This is a genomic window from Brevibacillus sp. 1238 (assembly GCF_029892995.1).
GTDB classification, from domain to species: Bacteria; Bacillota; Bacilli; order Brevibacillales; family Brevibacillaceae; genus Brevibacillus; species Brevibacillus parabrevis.
On record NZ_JARXWC010000005.1, the window covers coordinates 289231 to 307769 of the forward strand.

The 18539-nt window shown below is 53.2% G+C and carries 15 protein-coding genes; 8 read left to right on the plus strand and 7 right to left on the minus strand.

Translation table 11 applies throughout. The features are described 5' to 3' along the window. The first annotated feature begins 68 nt into the window (after positions 1 to 68). Both M2298_RS14930 and M2298_RS14935 read left to right on the plus strand, forming a co-directional pair. Complete coding sequence (locus tag M2298_RS14930; RefSeq protein ID WP_122962502.1) at positions 69 to 1256, plus strand: amino acid deaminase/aldolase; 1188 nt, start codon at positions 69 to 71, stop codon at positions 1254 to 1256. Beyond that, positions 1244 to 2560 (plus strand): D-arabinono-1,4-lactone oxidase, encoded by a 1317-nt coding sequence (locus M2298_RS14935; RefSeq protein WP_122962501.1) that lies wholly within the window; start codon positions 1244 to 1246, stop codon positions 2558 to 2560. Before M2298_RS14930 ends, M2298_RS14935 begins: the two co-directional genes overlap by 13 nt. 91 nt (positions 2561 to 2651) lie before the next feature. On the opposite strand, the gene M2298_RS14940 is transcribed toward M2298_RS14935, so the two are convergent. Next, positions 2652 to 4061, minus strand: a complete 1410-nt coding sequence (locus M2298_RS14940) for an amino acid permease (RefSeq protein WP_173599074.1) — start codon at positions 4059 to 4061, stop codon at positions 2652 to 2654. Positions 4062 to 4136: 75 nt separating this feature from the next. Further along, a complete protein-coding gene (locus M2298_RS14945; RefSeq protein ID WP_063228884.1) occupies positions 4137 to 4901 on the minus strand; it encodes a dimethylarginine dimethylaminohydrolase family protein in 765 nt (254 codons plus the stop codon). 288 nt (positions 4902 to 5189) lie between these two features. Here M2298_RS14945 and M2298_RS14950 point away from each other — a divergent pair, with 288 nt between their 5' ends. From M2298_RS14950 to M2298_RS14970, 5 genes are all read left to right on the plus strand, one after another. Then, on the plus strand, positions 5190 to 5930 hold the full coding sequence (locus M2298_RS14950; RefSeq protein ID WP_122962499.1) for an IclR family transcriptional regulator: 741 nt from the start codon (positions 5190 to 5192) through the stop codon (positions 5928 to 5930). Positions 5931 to 5988: 58 nt separating this feature from the next. Next, positions 5989 to 7623, plus strand: a complete 1635-nt coding sequence (locus M2298_RS14955; protein ID WP_173596324.1) for a M20/M25/M40 family metallo-hydrolase — start codon at positions 5989 to 5991, stop codon at positions 7621 to 7623. Between the two features lie 154 nt (positions 7624 to 7777). After that, positions 7778 to 8170: an OsmC family protein gene (locus M2298_RS14960; protein ID WP_063228878.1), complete on the plus strand. Its 393-nt coding sequence runs from the start codon at positions 7778 to 7780 to the stop codon at positions 8168 to 8170. A gap of 42 nt (positions 8171 to 8212) precedes the next feature. Further along, positions 8213 to 9835 carry an AraC family transcriptional regulator gene (locus M2298_RS14965; protein WP_173596323.1) on the plus strand — a complete coding sequence of 541 codons (1623 nt, stop codon included), beginning with the start codon at positions 8213 to 8215 and terminating at the stop codon, positions 9833 to 9835. Positions 9836 to 9943: 108 nt separating this feature from the next. Then, positions 9944 to 10939, plus strand: coding sequence for an ABC transporter substrate-binding protein (locus M2298_RS14970; protein ID WP_173596322.1), 996 nt, complete (start codon positions 9944 to 9946; stop codon positions 10937 to 10939). Between the two features lie 101 nt (positions 10940 to 11040). Here the strand turns inward: M2298_RS14970 and cls are convergent, their stop codons facing one another. Then, a complete protein-coding gene (cls, locus tag M2298_RS14975) occupies positions 11041 to 12489 on the minus strand; it encodes a cardiolipin synthase (RefSeq protein WP_280648686.1) in 1449 nt (482 codons plus the stop codon). Positions 12490 to 12572: 83 nt separating this feature from the next. After that, positions 12573 to 13517 (minus strand): aminopeptidase, encoded by a 945-nt coding sequence (locus M2298_RS14980; protein WP_280648670.1) that lies wholly within the window; start codon positions 13515 to 13517, stop codon positions 12573 to 12575. Between the two features lie 314 nt (positions 13518 to 13831). Between M2298_RS14980 and M2298_RS14985 the strand changes: the two genes are divergently transcribed. Beyond that, positions 13832 to 15115: a haloacid dehalogenase-like hydrolase gene (locus M2298_RS14985; protein WP_063228874.1), complete on the plus strand. Its 1284-nt coding sequence runs from the start codon at positions 13832 to 13834 to the stop codon at positions 15113 to 15115. Between the two features lie 116 nt (positions 15116 to 15231). Here the strand turns inward: M2298_RS14985 and mdh are convergent, their stop codons facing one another. The 3 genes from mdh to M2298_RS15000 are packed head-to-tail and all read right to left on the minus strand — an operon-like array spanning position 15232 to position 18521. Next, the gene (mdh, locus tag M2298_RS14990) at positions 15232 to 16173 is read right to left on the minus strand and encodes a malate dehydrogenase (protein ID WP_122962493.1); all 942 of its coding nucleotides are present in this window, start codon (positions 16171 to 16173) and stop codon (positions 15232 to 15234) included. A 33-nt stretch (positions 16174 to 16206) separates the two neighbouring features. Beyond that, positions 16207 to 17139, minus strand: coding sequence for an ethanolamine ammonia-lyase subunit EutC (eutC, locus tag M2298_RS14995; RefSeq protein WP_173599541.1), 933 nt, complete (start codon positions 17137 to 17139; stop codon positions 16207 to 16209). 20 nt (positions 17140 to 17159) lie between these two features. Beyond that, positions 17160 to 18521, minus strand: a complete 1362-nt coding sequence (locus tag M2298_RS15000) for an ethanolamine ammonia-lyase subunit EutB (RefSeq protein ID WP_122962491.1) — start codon at positions 18519 to 18521, stop codon at positions 17160 to 17162. Positions 18522 to 18539 lie beyond the last annotated feature (18 nt).

The window sequence follows — 18539 nt, forward strand, 5'->3', positions numbered from 1 at the left end:
AGAATATGTAGAATTTTAAGAAATATTTTCGTATTACTACACTCATACAAAAAGGATGGGGCTTGCCCATGCGGGATTATCGTTATTACCAGTCTGCCTTTGCAGGGATTCCAAAGCCATTCGCTTTCGTCGACCTGGACCTTTTGGAGCAAAATGCCGAGCAGATCGCTTTGCAAAGCAATAGAAAGCCGATTCGGATTGCCAGCAAGTCAATCCGCAGTGTCGCCCTTCTCAAGCATCTGTTGCAGTTCGATGACTGCTTTTCCGGGCTTATGTGCTTCTCGGCTCCCGAAGCGCTCCATTTGTGCGCGGCAGGCTTTGACGATTTGCTACTGGGGTATCCCGTCTGGGAAAAAAGCTGGCTGCTCGCCCTTGGCGAACAGATCAGGCAAGGCCGTACCATCACTTTGATGATCGATTCCGTCTCCCATGTGGAACATCTGGAACAAATCGCCCGCGAGCAAGACGTGATTTTTCCCGTCTGCCTGGATATAGACATGTCGTCCGATATGTTGGGCCTGCATTTCGGCGTTTGGCGCTCTCCTCTGCGTTCTCTGGAGTCGGCCGTTGCGCTTGCTTCCCGCGTTGCTTCCTCCAAGCATCTCCGCCTGGACGGAATCATGGGCTACGAAGCGCAAATTGCAGGCGTCGGCGACCGCTATCCCCGGCGATTTATGAAGAACAGCCTGATTCGACTGCTGAAGCAACGATCGGTAAAGGAGGTGGCACATCGCAGAGCGGAACTGATGAAGGCACTTACGGCAATGGGAATCTCGCTGCGCTTCGTCAACGGCGGAGGGACAGGAAGCTTGCACCATACGGGAAAAGAAGACGCCGTTACAGAACTCACGGCTGGCTCCGGCTTCTTTTCTCCCGGACTTTTTGATTACTATCAGGACTTTCATTTCCAGCCAGCAGCCGGCTTTGCCCTGGAAATCATCCGCAAGCCGACCGAGCATATTTACACTTGCGCAGGCGGCGGCTATATCGCTTCCGGTTCGGCCGGAGCGGACCGATTGCCCAAACCGTATTTGCCGCAAGGTGTCCGGCTCATTTCCAACGAAGGCGCCGGAGAAGTGCAAACCCCCATCCAGTATCGCGGGTTGGAAACATTGGAATTGGGTGACCCCGTCTTCTTTCGCCATGCCAAAGCGGGCGAGCTGTGCGAGCGCTTTTCGCGGCTCTATTGTGTCTCAGGAGGAAACGTTGTTGATGAAGTGACGACATATCGGGGGGATGGACTATGCTCACTGTAAGCAAAAAAACAAACCGCTGGAGCAACTGGACAGGAAACGTTCAGAGCCAGCCGCGGCACATTGCCATGCCGCAATCTTTGGATGAGGTCATCTCCGTCGTCCGCGCCTGCAAAGCTGACGGAACGCGCATCCGCGTCGTTGGTTCCGGGCATTCTTTTACCAGACTCGTCCAGACCGAGGAATGCCTGCTTTCCCTGGATCGCTTGCAAGGAATCGTCCACGTCGACCAAGAGCAGCAAACCGTGGAAGTCTGGGCGGGAACGAAGCTCAAGACGCTTGGCGCGCTGCTCCATCAGGCGGGCTATTCCCAGGAAAATCTCGGCGATATCAACGCCCAGTCCATCGCAGGTGCCGTCAGCACCGGAACGCATGGCACGGGCATTCAATTCGGAAGCGTCTCGACACAAGTCGTCGGATTGACGGTCGTTACCGCATCAGGCGAAGTGCTGGAGGTGTCAGAGCAGTCACATCCCGATCTGTTCAAAGCGATGCAAGTCTCCCTTGGATTGCTCGGCATCATCGTTCGAGTCAAACTTCGCGTCCTGCCTGCTTACCGCCTTCGCTACCAAAGCCATCGCATGCCGCTTGATGAATGCTTGTCTTCCCTCGATACATTCAAGCAATCGCACCGTCATTTCGAATTTTACACCTTCCCGTACTCCGATACCGTCCAGGTCAAATTCATGAATGAAACCTCCGAGCCATCCAGCGCGAATCAGCAATGGAGCTACATGAAAAAAATGGTGGTGGAAAACGGTCTGTTCTGGCTACTTTCGGAGAGCTGCCGGCTGCGCCCGACGCTTACCCAATCCGTGAGCAAGCTGTCGGCGCAAAGCGTCCCGAACGTCAACGAAAGCGGCTATAGCCACGAGCTGTTTGCCACGCCGCGTCTGGTCCGTTTTTACGAGATGGAGTATTGCATTCCCGCCGAGCATATGGGCGAAGCCATCAAGGAAATGCGGCAAGCCATCGAGCAGGAACGCTTTGCCGTGCACTTTCCGCTGGAATGCCGTTACGTGAAACAGGACGATATTTGGCTCAGTCCCGCTTACGAACGAGACAGCGCCTTTATCGCCGTGCACATGTACAAAGGCATGCCATATGAAGCGTACTTTTCGCGCATGGAGCAAATTTTCCGCCGCTTTGGCGGTCGCCCGCATTGGGGAAAAATGCACAACATGACGGCAGAGCATCTGCATCAGGTGTACCCGCGCCTGCCCGACTTCCTCGCGATCCGCGCTCAGCTTGATCCTGACGGCATGTTCGTCAATCCGTATTTGTCTGAACTGTTTGGGCTGACCTGAATCTGACCCAAACAACCAGCCATACCTGACACGACACGCAAAAATGCCCCGCCACGGCAACTGGCAGGGGCATTTCATTTTGACCGATCGTCTAGCCTTGGGTCGGAATATCCGGCTTGATTTTCTTGTTGCGGCCATAGCGCAAATAGTAGTAGAGATAGAACAGCGCCAAAGCGCCGATCCCGTAAAACAACCCTACCCGCTGCGTCGGATCAAACGCCGGGAAGATGAGGATGAACGTGCACAAAGCCAGACACAACAGCGGCATCACCGGGTAAAACGGCGCCACGAACTGCAAGTCTTCAAGCTTGCCGCCTTCCTGCAAATATTTCCGGCGGAAGTTGAATTGGGACAGGGCAATGCCCATCCAGGTAAACGTGACCGCGATCCCGGAAACAGACATCAGTAAAACGTACACGGTATCAGCCGCGATCACGCTGGTCAGAAGCGACAAAAGCGAGAAGGCCAGAGTCGCAAGCAAGCTGTTCAGTGGAACGCTCCGCTTGGTCAGCTTGCCGAATGCCGGATGCGCCATCCCGCTGTGCGACAATGCCCAGAGCAAACGGGTAGCGGCGTACAGGCAAGAGTTTCCGACAGATAAAAGCGCTGTCAAAATGACGAAGTTCATAATATCCGCCGCAAACGGAATGCCTACCGAATCAAATACGGTCACGAACGGGCTTTCCAGCAACCCCAGCTCGCTGGATGGGAAAAGAGCGGACAAGATCATGACCGAAGCCACATAGAACACCAAAATGCGGAAAACGACATTGCGGATGGCCCGCGGGATGTTTTTGTGCGGATTTTCCGTTTCTCCGGCAGCGATCCCGATCAGTTCCGAGCCTTGATACGAAAACACGACGTTCATCATCGTGACGAAGACAATCGCAAACCCGAACGGAAACAGCCCGCCATCCGCGGAAAAGTTGGAGAAGAACGGAGCTTCCCTCCCCTCTATACTGACTATACCGAAAATAGCACCTAGTCCGACAATAATGAAGATAAGAACGGCCAACACTTTGATGCCCGCAAACCAGTATTCCGTTTCCGCGAATCCTTTGGTCGTCAGAGCGTTGAAGGTAAAGAGCAAAAGGATAAAGAGCGCGCACCAAATCCAGATCGGCGTATCCGGGAACCATCGCTGCATGACCATGCCGGCCGCAGTAAACTCCACGCCAGCCGTCGTCGCTGAACCGAGCCAGTACATCCATCCGAGTGTAAAGCCGCTTGCCGGGCCAATGTACTTCGTCGCATACGTTTGAAAAGAACCTGTTACGGGCATTTTCACGGAAAGCTCACCCAAGCAGGTCATCACCAGGTACAGCAGAATGCCCCCGACGACAAACGCGACGAGCGCTCCGCCCGGCCCCGCCTGATTGATCGTATACCCGGCATTCAGAAAAAGCCCCGTTCCGATTACTCCGCCAAGCGACAGCATAAAAAGATGGCGGCTTTTCATCGAGCGTTGCAGTTGTTTGTCCTTGTCATTCCCAGCGTTCATATAATCCCTCTCTTTCCCCAGCTCGTGAGTGGAAAATAGATGTGTAAAAAGTAAGCCGGGAAGGAACTGCCTGCGTTAGAAGCGCAGGGACAGGCAGCTCAATCCTCCATCTTGCTTGCGGAACTCGGACATATCCAGCTCGATTACTTGGTAGCCAGCATCCGTGATCTGTTTTTTCGTGCTGTCGAAGCCTTTTGGAATGATTACATGGTCATTGATGTGGATGCAGTTGGCGGAATACTCCACTTCTTTTTCCACTACCAGATGCTTGTAGTCTTTGAACACTTCGGAGTCGATAAATTCGCCTGCGAGTACGAGCGTGTCGTTACCCAGGTAAGCAATGCCCGTTTTCAGGTGGAAAAACTCCTTCAGCGGAACGATCGTAACCTCATAGCCGTATTTGGAGAGGATTTCCCGGAACTGGATCGCGCCTTCCTCGTTCGTACGCGTGGACAGGCCCACATAGAAATGATTTTCTACCTGCATGACATCTCCGCCGTCAAGGAAGCCCGGAGCCTGAATGTATTCAATCGTGTCATAGAAACGCGGGAGCACTTGTTTCATGTCCTCAATCTCACCGTTGCGGCTGTCCGCGCCAGGGTTGGTGATGACCGCGCACTTTTCGGTCAGAACCGCTGTATCTTCTACGAAAGTGGAATCCGGGAAACGCTCGTCCGCTTCCAAAACGGTCACTTCCAGACCCGCTTGCTTCAGCGCCTCTACATAAGCAGCATGCTGCTCCAAAGCAAGAGCGAAATCCGGCTTGCCCAGATCGGAAGTCGTCAGACCGTTCACGTAGCTCTGCCCCGGTTTTCTTACAATCGCACGAGAAAATTTCATGATAAAATCTCCCTTCTGTTTTGAAATCTCGTCAGTGGAACAAATGTTTCAGAGGCGATGATGCATCGCTTCGTTTTGCCATCGGTTATTCCGTATTGTGGAACGACTTCTACAATACAAAATTACACTCCTAATGTAAAATAGTTTTAAATTTTTTGTCAATGAATTTTTGTCTGCATGAAATGATGTTGATTCGTCCGAATAATTCTGATAGATTGATCTCATAAAAAGCTGGCGAAGCATCTGACAAATCGTCATTCGCAAAACGAAAGCCAGGAGGGAAACAACTTGGTACAATCGATTGACCGGGCGATGAGCATCATCTTGGTCCTGACATCTGACGAAAGCAAGACGCACTGGTCTATCTCAGAAATCGCAGAGAAGACATCTCTCCCCATCAGTACAGTCCACCGCCTGATCAGCAGTCTCATGAAGTACGGGCTGATTCAGCAGATCCCGGAAACCAAGCAGTACAAGCTTGGCATCACCTGGATGGAAATCGGTCTGCGCATCCTGGACAAAATCGACATGCGGGCAGTCGCCCGAACCGTTATGGAGCAGTTGGCGGCAGATGTGCGCGAGTCGGTCTACCTGAATATTCCGGATGGGCATGACGCCATCGTGCTTGAACGGGTGGAAAGCTCCATGACCGTCAGAAGCATCGACAATCTGGGAGAGCGCATCCCGCTGCACATCGGCGCGGCCAACAAAACGATTTTGGCGAACATGGAGCCTCGGGAAGCGGAACGAACCGTCATGGCACTGATTCCTGATCCTGAGCAGCAGCGTGAATTTATGAAGCAACTCCCCGCCATCCGCGAAAATGGTTACGCTGTCAGCTACGGGGAGAAAACGGAAGGAACCGCCTCCATCGCCGCCCCCATCATCGGCTATAACCAGCGAGTGGTCGGCGCCCTGAGCATCGGTGTTCCCACTTATCGGATCACAGAGGAGCTATTGGCTACCTTGATCGATCGCGCCAAGCAAAGCGCCAAGGAAATTTCCAAAAGAATCGGAGCAACTCCGTAATTTTTTTGCCCACTAAACGGAAATGGTTTTCACTATACGGAAAACGGAGGCATACCCCATGCAAAAATGGCAAACAAAAGAGCAACTCGTCGATCTTCTGTGCAATTTGGTGAACATCCCGAGCATTACCGGATCGCCTGCTGAGAAAGAGTTGCCTGGCTACATCGTCGAGCAGCTGCGTTCATTGCCTTACTACCAGGCGAATCCCGACCACGTTCAGGCCAATCCGACCGAGGATGGACGTCATTTTGTCACGGCGCTCGTCAAAAAACCGGGCGTTCGCGACACCGTCATTTTGGTAAGCCACTTCGATGTAGTCGATGTGGAGGATTACGGCGGCTGGATGAAGCATGCCTTTGATCCGAAGACGCTCACTCCGCTGTTTCAGCAAAACCAGGCGGACATGCCTGCCGATGTGCAGCAAGACTTGCGTTCCGGCAACTGGCTGTTCGGACGCGGGACGATGGACATGAAATGCGGCTTGACCCTGCACATGTCCATGATCGAGCAAGCTTGCGCGGGCGAGTTTGACGGCAACATCCTCTTGCTGACGGTTCCGGACGAAGAAGTAAACTCCGTCGGCATGCGGGCAGCTGTTCCTCGTCTTTTGGAAATTGCCCAAGAGTTTGATTTGCACTACACGACCGTGCTTAACTCCGAGCCGATGTTCACCCGCTATCCGGGCGACCAGAACACCTACGTGTACACAGGCTCCATCGGAAAGGTCCTGCCAGGCTTCCTCTGCTACGGAAAAGAAACGCATGTAGGCGAGCCTTTTGCCGGGTTGAACGGGAACTACATGGCGTCGCAAATTACGTGCGAGCTGGAGCTGAACACTTCTTTTTGCGAAGTCGTGGACGGCGAAGCTTCTCCGCCGCCTACCAACCTGATCCAGAAAGATTTGAAAAAAGAATACTCGGTGCAAATCCCGCATCGTGCCGTGACGCTCTTCAACCTGTTCCTGCTGGAAAAGCAAATGGAGGAAGTCGTGGAGCCGCTGCTTGGCGCAGCCCGCAATGTAGCGGAACGCATCCGCGAAAACTACCTTCGCCACGCCAGCCAGTTCGCCAATTTCGCTCCGTTCAGCCCGCGCGACCTGACGATCTCTGTGATGACCTATGAGGAGCTGTACGCCTACGCCCTGAAAACGCACGGAGAAGACAAGCTGCGTCAGTTGGAGGCAGATGTCATCGCCAACCGCCAAGACAAGGACGACCGCGACACGACAATCGAGCTGGTCGATCAGCTGGCGATTTTGTGCAAAGAGCTGTCCCCGATGATGATTTTGTTCTTTGCCCCGCCTTTCTACCCGGCCGTCAGCTCGCGCAACCATCCGTTGATCCAGCAAACGGTCGCGGAGATGGAAGCGTACGCGCGCGAACAGCATCAAGTGACCTTGCTCAAGCAAAACTACTTCGGCGGAATCTCCGACCTCAGCTACGTCGGCCTGCAATACCCGGCCGCGTCGATGCAGCCGCTGGTCGCCAACATGCCGCTGTGGGACAACGGCTACTCGATTCCGCTCCAGGAGCTGGAAGCCTTCGACGTCCCTGTCATGAACCTCGGCCCCGTCGGCCGCGATGCGCACCAATGGACGGAGCGCCTGGACGTTGATTATGCGTTTGATACATTGAAAGACATGCTGCCGAAATGCATTCAGTCCTTGTTGCGGAATGGGCGGGCAAGCGAGTAACTAACACATCAATAGAAAAAAGGCTCTTACGGCGAGGCATGAAGCATGGCTGTCGCGTAAGGGCCTTTGTTTTTTATTGGAAAATGCTTTTTTCTGCCTACCTCCCCACTTTTTCTTTATAATGAAGAAAAGCTATCGCAAAGGAGAGCGGGACATGAATTTTGAAGCAAAAGAAAAAGGGTTCGTCACCCATTTATCATATGGCGATCTGCACGTCTCTGGCGATGAGGCGTACGGCTTTCGCCCTTACCAGCTGCTCGTTTCTTCCATTGCCGTTTGCAGTGGCGGTGTCCTGCGCAAAGTGTTGGACAAAATGCGCATGCCTTGCACAGATATGCAAATCACAGCAGACGTCACACGCAATGAAGCAGAAGCAAACCGCGTTGAAAAAATTCACCTTCACTTCATCATTACCGGAGAAAACTTGAAGGCAGAAAAAGTGCAAAAGGCCGTCGATGCCGCCAGCAAAAACTGCCCGATGGTACAGTCGGTAAAAGGCAGCATCGTCGTCACCGAGTCGTTCGAACTTGTGCCACTTGTACCGTAATCCGCTAACTCCACGCTATTCCATTTGAAATGAGAGGTCATCATGGGCGACAACCACGCAGCGACAACCTTTTTCCTCTTGAAAAGCATCCGGCAAATCGCTTTGCCTCCGAATCAAGCATGGTCGCTTCCCGGCTGCCCGGAACACGCCTTGCTCATGATTACGGAAGGCAGCGGATATTGGCAGGGCGACGACACCGCTAGTGCCCCGCCCCTGTCTTCCGGGAGTGTACGATTTTTCGCACCGGAAGCTGCTGATTCCATCGTAGCTGGGCGTGGTGCTTCCCTGTCTTTTTTCGCCCTCTTTTTTGACGCGCTGCAACAAGACATGAGGCAACATAACAGCTATGCACCGGATGGCCTGTGGCACCCTCCGGCCGACAGCTATCACGTCCAGTCTCTGCACGTCTGCCTGGAGCTGGCCCGCGCCTTGCTTGCCGACCATGAGCACAAGCACGAGGCAGCGAATCCACTGGATATGTTGCAAAATCAGATTCGTTTTCAGCAGCTGTTGCTCACGATCTGGGAGGCCCCTGCCGCGCAAGCAGTCGTGGAATCGTCGCACCCCATCGACCAGACTCTCTCCTACATCCATGAACATTACGCACAATCGCTCTCGCTGGCTGATCTGGCCAACAAGGCCGGGCTTACGCCTCGCTACTACACGGAGCTATTCAAAAAGAACGTAGGAAAAAGCCCGATTGAATACTTGACCGGGTATCGGATGGATCAGGCAAAAAAGCTGTTGTGGGACTCGAAAAAGCGTTTGCGTGAGGTAGCGCAGCTTGTCGGATACGAGGATGAGTTTTACTTCAGCAGACGGTTCAAGCAGCAGGTTGGCGTCTCTCCGACTGTCTTTGTCAAAATGAGTCAGCGGCAAATCGCCCCTGTCACTTTCCAGTACACCGAGTATTTGATGGCTCTCGGCATCAAGCCTGTGGGGGCGCAGGAAGACCAAGTCTCTCACATGCGGGAACAGCTCCGGCTACAAGAGGCGTCAGATATCATTTCGCTGTCCAAAGCTTGCCCGGATTTGATCAAGCCACTGCAACCGTCCTTTATTTTGACCGATTATCCAAAAGATTGTGCGGCCTTCTCCTCGATTGCCCCTACGTGCGCACTGTCCTGGACGGATGACGACGTCTTTGGTCATTTGCAGCAAATTGCCGACCTGTTCGGGCAAAAAGACAAAGCGCTGCTCTGGTTCAAGCAGCATGAGCAAAAAGTGCAGAAAACGAAGCGATACGTGGACGCACGCATCGGCAAAGAGGAGACGGTGTCGATCCTGAATGTCCGTCCGGCGCACACCTTTGCTTACGGGGTTCGCAATCTCGGGCACGTCTTGTACAAATCGCTGAAGCTGACGCCGCCCCCGATCATTCAGGACAACATCAAGCGCGATCCGAATTTTTGGGCCGTTCCCGTACAGGAACATCAACTGAACGCTTACGCTGCCGATTGGCTGTTCGTCCACATTTTTGACGACGACCTGTCGCGCGCTCATTTTCAAGCCCTGACCCAGCGCAAAGAGTGGCAAAGCATTCCTGCCGTACAAAAAGGACAAGTCGTGCTGCTTGGCCCCGTCTGGTTCGCGTATGATCCCCTGTCGCTTGACGCCCAATTGGACGAAGCGATTCAGCTGTTGGAGCAGCAGAAAACTTCCTGACCGCCGGATTGTCCAAAGAAAACCGGAATATCCTCCATGGATGAGTCCAACGGTTCACGGTAAGATGAAGCTTGTTGTTGAGAATCATTTTCATTCAGGAGGGTATTCATGAAACGATCTCGCATACAAGCGTGTCTGTCCGGCATTATGCTCTTTGCCCTGCTTCTTTTGACAGCATGCTCCCAAACGGCTCCAAGCCAGTCCGAGCAGCAAACCGCTTCACCAGCACCTGCTTCTGAGCCTGCCAAAAAAGAGACGCGTGTCATCAAGCACGCAAAAGGCGAAGCAACGATTCCAGTCAAGCCAGAGCGCGTCATTGCCTTGCAATACTTGAGCAATATGCTCGTCCTCGGTGTAAAACCGATTGGCGCGGTGCAAGGTCACATGGAAGGGGCTGACATGGCCCCGTTCGTAAAAGGCATCGAAGTGGTAGGCGATTACGATTCCTACAATCTCGAAAAAATCTTGGAGATGCAGCCCGATCTGATTGTGACCGACACTGAGGTGGAGCAGCAAGTTTTTGAGAAGCTGCAAAAAATCGCTCCTGTAGTCGCAATCGATTTCGATAAAACCGACTTCATCGGCCACACGAAGCAAGTTGCTGACGTCCTCGGAAGACAAAAAGAGGGCGAAGAGTGGATCGCCAAGCATAACGCCAAAGTCGAAGAAGCCCGCAAACTGGTGCAGGCCAAAATCGGCAAGAACGAAACAGTCGCAGCCTTGAACGTCCGCGCGAAAGTAATCAAAATGTACGGCGCGCGCAATATGGGCCACGTCCTGTACAATTCGCTCCAACTGACGCCGCCCGCTCCGATCAAGGCCGAGCTGGACAAAGACCCTAACTTCTGGTCCAAAGACATTTCCATGGAGCTGTTGCCAGAGTATGCGGCCGACCATATTTTCCTGATGCTGTTCCCGGGCGAAGATGCCGCTTCCTACTTGAAAGAAATCGAAAGCAGCAACTTGTGGAAAAACCTCCCGGCTGTGAAAAACAATCATGTGTATATCGTCGATGTAGACAGATGGCTTGGCTACGATCCGATTTTGATTGAAAAACAGCTGGATGAAGCTGTGGAATATTTGACAGGCGCGAAAAAGCCTTAAAGTACCTCGCTGAACTGGGAGTGACGCCCGGGACGCGCAAAAAACGAAAGGACCCCCAACCCGTGAAAAAGATTCACAGGGCCAGCGGGTCCTTTTTCTTGTTATAAAATCGGTGACAACAGCCGTGTCAATGATTCCTGCATCCGCGAACGGAGCGGACGGTTCAAATACTCTTCCATCGTCATTTCCCGGCAATCCTCCAGATCAGCCTCGAACAGCTCCTCCAGTTGCTTGGCCATCTGCGAATCGTACAGGAACACGTTCGTCTCAAAATTCAGCTTGAAGCTGCGAATATCCACATTCGCTGTCCCTACAGAAGAAAGCTGCGTGTCCACCACCATCGTCTTGGCGTGCATGAAGCCTTTTTCATACAAATAGCAGCGGACACCGCTTTTCAACAGCTCCCCCAAATAAGAGTGGGTCGCCCAGAAAACCATCAGGTGGTCGGGCCTTCCCGGCACCATCACGCGCACGTCCACTCCTGACATCGCCGCCATCTTCAGCGCTGTCAGCATGCTGTCGTCCGGAATGAAGTACGGTGTTTGCAAGTAAATCTTTTTCCGCGCCTTGTAGATCATTTTCAGAAACGCGTGCTTGATTTGCTGTTTCTCCGAATTTGGCCCGCTGGACACGATCTGGCAACCAATCGTCCCTTGCGGCTCATTCATTTCCGGGAAATAGGCAAACGACTCCTGTATTCGCTTGGGAGCGGACAAATTCCAGTCCAGGAAAAAGCGGGCCTGAAGCATGTAGACGGCTTTCCCCTCGATTAGCAGGTGGGTGTCTCGCCAATACCCCAGCTTTTTGTCCTTGCCCAAATATTCATCCCCGATGTTGAAGCCGCCGATATAGCCGCTTTTCCCGTCGATGATCGTCAGCTTGCGGTGATTGCGGAAGTTGACCCGGAAATTAAGGAACGGGATCGACGAAGGGAAAAAGGAGACGACCTCCCCGCCCGCTTCCACCAGCGGCCGGAAAAACCGCGAAGGGACGCCTGCCGACCCTACCGCATCGTACAGCAGCCTGACTTCTATGCCTTCGCGCGCTTTCTTCGTCAGCAGCTGCACGAGCTGTGTTCCGAGTTCATCATCATTGAAAATATAATAGAGCAAATGAACGTGCTCTTTTGCCTCTGCGATCTGCTTGAACATAAGGTCGAACAAGCTGTGCCCTTCGGCAAACACCTGAATGGCGTTATCCTGCGTATAGTAAGCACCGTCGCTCACCACGTTCATGAAAATCATGTCCCGATGCCGTTCCATCGCCAGATCGTTCACTTGCAGCTCGCCTTGTTCCAGAAGCTTTTTCTGCTTGTCGACAGCCGCCCGAAAATGCGAGAACTCTCCCTGGCGGAGCCGATACAGCTTTTTCTTGCTCAGTCTTTGCCCAAAAATCAAATAGAAGAGAAACCCGATACCCGGCAAAAACAGGAGAACCATCAGCCAAGCCCAGGTAGCCGCAATGTTGCGCCTCTCCATGAAGATGAGAACAGCGGCCAAAACCAGGTTCCCTGCCGTAATGACCGCCACAATTTGCTCCAGCAACAACATCACATCACATCCGCCTCAAAGGATATGCTCCCATCATACACCATTTGTGATCGGGATTCATCCTGGCTCCCGGGTCAAGTCGGCTACTGTCCCAAAAGCTTCCCGCTTTTCATGATGCATGTGTCGTCCAAATACACATCCGGGTCTTTGACCACCAGATCGATATGCACTCCCGCCACAATTGTGCCGCCGAATGTGTTGTTGCTGCCAAACGCAACGTGAATCGTTCCGTACACTTTTTCGTCTTCCAGCACGACTCCCGTAATTCGTGCCTTGTCATTCGTTCCGATCCCAAATTCGCCGAGCAGACGGCCGTCTTGATCGCCCAAAGTTTGCAGCAGTCGCTCAGCCGATGCGCCTTCTGCCTGCGTGATCCGTCCTTTTTCAATCGTCAACAAAAGGGGCGAGTCGATTTTGCCAATCCCGGCGATCGAGCCGTCCACGAGGATTTGTCCCTCTGCCGTTCCTTCCAGCGGTGCCACATACGCTTCTCCGGAAGGCAGGTTGCCCGATTCACCCGGATTGACATACATGCCTGTGCTCGGCACGCCATTGCGTCCGGCGATGGAAAAAGTGAGCGATTTTCCTGCCTTTTCAATCCGCACGGTGCTGGCTGCGGTCAGCAGCTCGGTCACTTTCTCTGTCAGCACTTTCACTTGCGCATAGTCGGCAGAAATCGCCCCTTCGAGGAACATGTCTGCGGTGATGCCTGGCATGGTGGCAAGTCTCGTCCCGTTTGCCGCTGCTTCTTTGCGCGCTTTGGTGTGCGTCAAGGAATGCTTGGTCACACACACGACCACGTCGGCACTCTTCATCGCCGCTGCTACCGCCACAGGCGGCTCCTGCCCGGACTTTTCACGCTCTGTCATCACCATCAGCACTGACTCTGCCCCCAGCTGCTTGCCGGCTTCCCATAGCGCCTCGCCAAGCTCCCGCTTCGGTTCGTCCGCGACTACCAGAAAAGACTCGTTTGCTTTTAACGCCATGCAATTGGTCAAAATGCCCTTGCTCGTCTCGATCAGCTTCACCGTTCATCATCCTTTTCCTAACATCTCTTTATTCATTATGTCCATCACGAACCTGCAAACCTTTTTGACTTCGCGTTCTTTTCCATCCACTCCTGCCTGGCAAACAACTGGCGAAATTTTCTTGATTTTTTGGCTGAATTTAGTATGATGGATGTACAAATAAAAACGCAAAAGACAATGGGGTCTTTTTCTGCGCTTGCGTCAAGCGCCGGGAAGGGTCCTGTTTTTTTTGCCTTTGGTCCACTTCCCGAAAAATGATAGCGTTTTCATTTGACAAATCGACGAAACTACAGAAAGAAGAGGGGATGACAACTATGTCTCACACACTGGCAAAACGCAGCTTTTGGTGGCTGACACTGCTGATGATCGCTGTTCTGCTCGCGACTACTGTGTCCGCACAGGCTGCCACACCAGCCGCGCAAGCGCTCGACAAGGGGAAATGGGCGCCTGCAACTTATCAGGCTGTCAACGCATTGATTGAGAAAAATGGCATGCAAAATCCTGCCTACAACGCTGCAAAAAAACCGTACGCAGTCTTTGACTGGGACAATACAAGCATCATGCACGACACAGAGGAAGCTCTCTTCGTCTACCAGATCAACCACCTCGCCTACAAAATGACGCCAGAACAATTCGGCAAAGTCATCCGCACCAATGTGCCAGAAGGACCTTTTTCCGATTCGTACAAAAACGTGGACGGCAAGCAAGTGACGCTCGACGCGATCGCAAGCGATCTCGTTGCCGACTACACGTACCTGTACCAAAATTACAAAGGCTTTAAAGGAACGAAGACATTGGAGGAAGTGAAAGCAACGGAGCAATTCGCTGACTTCAAGACAAAGCTGTTTTTCCTGTACGAAGCGATCAACGATACACACAGCAACTCCGTCGGCTATCCATGGGTGCTCTACCTGTTCACCAACATGACGATCGACGAAGTTCATCAGCTTGCCGAGACTTCCAATGACGTCAGTCTGGGCATGGCGATTGAAAAAGTGACCTGGACAAGCCCGAAAGCATTGGCTGGCAAAGCTGGCGTGGTCACCGCTTCTCACACAACAGGACTGCGCCTGACTTCGGAAGTGGCAAACCTGATGAACACTCTGCGCGCCAACGGTATCGACGTGTACGTCGTATCGGCATCGCTTGAGGACGTTGTCCGCGTATTTGCCACTCTGCCAAAATACGGATACAACCTGCCAACTGAAAACATTATCGGTATGCGCTTGAAGACAGAGAATGGCCTGATCACGAACGTGTACCAGCCAAACTATCCAATTACTGTCGGTCACGGCAAAACAGAAGTCATCCAAAGCGTACTCGCGAAAAAGTACGGCTACGGCCCAATCCTGATCGCAGGCGACAGCAACGGCGATTTTGAAATGATGACCGAGCTGGACAGCGTACAACTGTCACTGGTCGTAAACCGCGTCAAAGGCGGCAAAATCGGTCAGCAAGCAGCGAAAGCAGCCGAACAGCTTGGAAAAGCCAATCCAACAGTTGTACTGCAAGGCCGTGACGAAAACACAGGCATGTGGATTCCGAGCGAAACTACGATCAAGCTGGGAGAAAAAGAGCCAAAACTGATCAGCAAATAAGAACCGAAAGCGCGAAAAACCGCCCTGCCAGTAGGGGCGGCTTTTCTTTGCATTCCCACGAAAAAAGCCCCGCCAAATCCGGATGGCAGGGCTTCCTTCTTCTTTAGCACGCGCGCTTACTGCACAGCTACTTTCATAACCGCGCGAACAGAGTCAGCCGATTTGTCCAGTGCCGCCTTCTCGGAGGCAGTCAAATCCAGCTCGATGACTTTTTCGATGCCGTTTCCACCTAGGAGAGTAGGCACGCCCAGGTACAGGTCGTGGTAGCCGTACTCGCCTTCCAGATATGCGATGGATGGCAAAATGCGCTTCTTGTCTTTCAGGATCGCTTCTGCCATTTCCACCAGGGCAGCGGCAGGCGCGTAGTAGGCGGAGCCGTTTCCGAGCAGGGCGACGATCTCACCGCCGCCTTTGCGCGTGCGCTCGACGATGGCATCGAGGCGATTTTGCGGGATCAATTTGTCCAGCGGGATGCCGCCAGCGTAAGAGTAACGCAAGAGCGGAACCATGTCGTCACCGTGTCCGCCCAGTACGAAGCCTGTGACGTCTTCTACAGAAACGTTCAGCTCCATGGCCACGAAGGTGCGGAAACGGGCGGTGTCGAGTACACCGGATTGACCGATGACGCGGTGTTTCGGGAAGCCGGACGTTTTGAAGAACGTGTACGTCATCGCATCAACCGGGTTGGACAAGATGAGTACGATGGAGTTCGGCGCGTAAATTTTCACTTGCTCCGCTACAGAACGCATGATGGCAGCGTTTGTTGCCACCAGGTCGTCGCGGGACATGCCCGGCTTGCGGGCAATCCCTGCGGTGATGATGACGATATCGGAGCCTTGAATGTCTTTGTAATCGGATGTGCCTGTGATTGAGGAATCAAAACCGAGAACCGGCGAAGATTCCATCATATCCAGCGCTTTTCCTTTGGTCGGATTCTCCAGCTGCGGGATATCCACCAACACGATGTCAGCCAACTCTTTTTGCGCCATGATGAACGCAGTGGTCGCTCCGGTAAAGCCGCTTCCGATGACGGCTACTTTTTTTCTGCGGAATGTCATGGTAGTTCCTCCTCGGGTCATTTTCCACGTATCTTACAAGACCAGCTTCACACCGCTTGCTTTTTGCTCCAGCATTTTGGAGAGAATCGTGCCGATATGTGCTCCCGCCTCAACGGGCGATGTGCCTTGACGGTGAATGTTGGAGATAACGGTACGCTCGGACTCTACCATCCCTTTGCGCGGACGATAGCACATGTAGGCACTCATCGAGTGCGCCGTGACCAGACCGGGACGTTCGCCGATCAACATGACCAATACTTCCGGCTCCAAAACTTCGCCGATATGGTCCATGCTTGCTACGCGGCCGCCTTTGACAAAGAACGGTGTGCCGCAGCTAAGCCCGTAGCTTTTCAAAGAGTCCAGCAAGGACGGCAGCACATCTTTCAGGTTGGCGTCCACCGCGCTGGCGCTCAGACCGTCAGACACGACGATTTGCACCTGCGGTTTCTTTTGGCAACGCTCTTGCAGCAGGCGTACTCCCTCATCTGTGAGAATGCGTCCCATGTCCGGGCGTTTCAAATAGTTCTCGGTGTTGTCGTACTGCGTTTCCACTGTGAACAGGGAGAATTGGTCGAGCACTTCCTGGCGGACTTCGCCGTATACGGCATCAACGGCTGCCGCGTGATCGCGACGCAATTGCAGCATCGTTTTGGTCAATGGTCGGACGCCTGTACGCCATACGCCAATCCGGGCTGGCGTACTTGTCAACAGCTCATCGAGTCCTTCTTTCCATTGCGGATTCGGGATTTGTGCCGTTCTCTCCGGCTCCTCCGATACGTCGGACTGGAAAGCTGCTGCCCCATTCACTTCCACGCTTGGCTGTGCGCCTGGTTGCATGCTTGCTTCAACCACTTCATCCACGGCCTGTTCCACCGCTTGCGCAGGAGCTTTTTCTCCCAGCTCAGACAGTTTCTTTTGCAGTTCTGCCACTACTTTGTCTACTAAAAAATCCAATTGTTGTTCCATCCGTCATACACCCCCTCTTCTTACATGAAGATTGTCGGATCGCCCGCTCTTGCCGTCAGCTTGCCGTTTTCCATGATCCCCATTTTCTCCAGCCATTTTTCAAAGGCAGGCGCCGGGCGCAGGCCGAGAACTTCGCGGAACGCAGCGATATCGTGGAAGCTGGTCGATTGATAGTTCAGCATGACGTCGTCCGCCATGGCTACCCCGATGACAAAGTTGACCCCTGCCGCCGAGAGCAAAATACCCAAGTTGTCCATATCGTTCTGGTCAACCTTCATATGGTTCGTATAGCATACGTCACAACCCATTGGCAGCCCGTGCAGCTTGCCCATGTAGTGGTCTTCCAAACCTGCCCGGATGACCTGGCGGCTGTCGTACAAATATTCCGGTCCGATGAAGCCGACAACCGTATTGACGATAAACGGGTTGTACTTGCGAGCCAATCCGTAGCAGCGGGATTCCATCGTCACCTGGTCGATGCCGAAATGCGCCTCGGAAGAAAGCTCGGAGCCTTGCCCCGTCTCGAAATACCAGAAGTTCGGCCCGTAGGACGTACCTTCTTTGCGCATCAGCTCATCTGCTTCATCCAACAGCTTGACGTCGATACCGAAAGCGTTGTTGCCTTTTTCGCTGCCTGCGAGTGATTGGAAAATCAGGTCGGCAGGCGCACCTTGACGGATTGCCCGCATTTGGGTAGTGACGTGCGCCAGAACACAGTTTTGCGTCGGGATCTCCCACTTGTTCATCACTTCTTTGGTCATCGTGAGAATATCTTTGACGCTGTCTGCCGTATCGATAACCGGGTTGATCCCGATAACCGCGTCGCCAATTCCGTAGCTAAGCCCCTCGTACAGCGCTGCCTTGATCCCTTGCACGTTGTCCGACGGATGGTTTGGCTGTACCCGTGCGGCCAGTACGCCTGGCTGGCCAATCGCTGTGTTGCAGTGGGTCACATTGCGAATTTTCGCCGCCGCTGTGATCAGGTCGAGGTTGCTCATCAGCTTTGCTGTTGCGGCGATCATTTCACTGGACAAGCCGCGGCTGATCCGCTTGATGTCGTTCTCGCCCGCATTGTGGCTCAAAATGTACTCGCGCAACTCGGCAACGCTCCAGTTTTTGATCTCGTTGTAAATTTTCTCGTTAATCCCCTCTTCAATGACACGAGAGACCTCGTCTTCCTCTGGAGGAAGCATGGGGTTGTTGCGGATGTCGGCCAAAGTCAAGTCAGCCAAAACCTGCTTGGCAGCTACGCGTTCCCGTGAATCGGAAGCAGCGATCCCAGCCAGCTGGTCTCCTGATTTGTCTTCGTTTGCCTTCGCGAAAATTTCTTTCAAATCGCGAAATTGATAGGTCTGTCCAAGCACAGTCGTTTTCGTGTTCATTTTGTCCACCCCTTTATA

Coding starts and splice junctions, on each gene's coding strand:
- M2298_RS14965 (WP_173596323.1), top strand. CDS start 8,213: ATGGGCGACAACCACGCAGCGACAACCTTTTTCCTCTTGAAAAGCATC.
- M2298_RS14960 (WP_063228878.1), top strand. CDS start 7,778: ATGAATTTTGAAGCAAAAGAAAAAGGGTTCGTCACCCATTTATCATAT.
- mdh (WP_122962493.1), bottom strand. CDS start 16,173: ATGACATTCCGCAGAAAAAAAGTAGCCGTCATCGGAAGCGGCTTTACC.
- cls (WP_280648686.1), bottom strand. CDS start 12,489: ATGTTGTTGCTGGAGCAAATTGTGGCGGTCATTACGGCAGGGAACCTG.
- eutC (WP_173599541.1), bottom strand. CDS start 17,139: ATGGAACAACAATTGGATTTTTTAGTAGACAAAGTAGTGGCAGAACTG.
- M2298_RS14985 (WP_063228874.1), top strand. CDS start 13,832: ATGTCTCACACACTGGCAAAACGCAGCTTTTGGTGGCTGACACTGCTG.
- M2298_RS14935 (WP_122962501.1), top strand. CDS start 1,244: ATGCTCACTGTAAGCAAAAAAACAAACCGCTGGAGCAACTGGACAGGA.
- M2298_RS14955 (WP_173596324.1), top strand. CDS start 5,989: ATGCAAAAATGGCAAACAAAAGAGCAACTCGTCGATCTTCTGTGCAAT.
- M2298_RS15000 (WP_122962491.1), bottom strand. CDS start 18,521: ATGAACACGAAAACGACTGTGCTTGGACAGACCTATCAATTTCGCGAT.
- M2298_RS14940 (WP_173599074.1), bottom strand. CDS start 4,061: ATGAACGCTGGGAATGACAAGGACAAACAACTGCAACGCTCGATGAAA.
- M2298_RS14930 (WP_122962502.1), top strand. CDS start 69: ATGCGGGATTATCGTTATTACCAGTCTGCCTTTGCAGGGATTCCAAAG.
- M2298_RS14945 (WP_063228884.1), bottom strand. CDS start 4,901: ATGAAATTTTCTCGTGCGATTGTAAGAAAACCGGGGCAGAGCTACGTG.
- M2298_RS14970 (WP_173596322.1), top strand. CDS start 9,944: ATGAAACGATCTCGCATACAAGCGTGTCTGTCCGGCATTATGCTCTTT.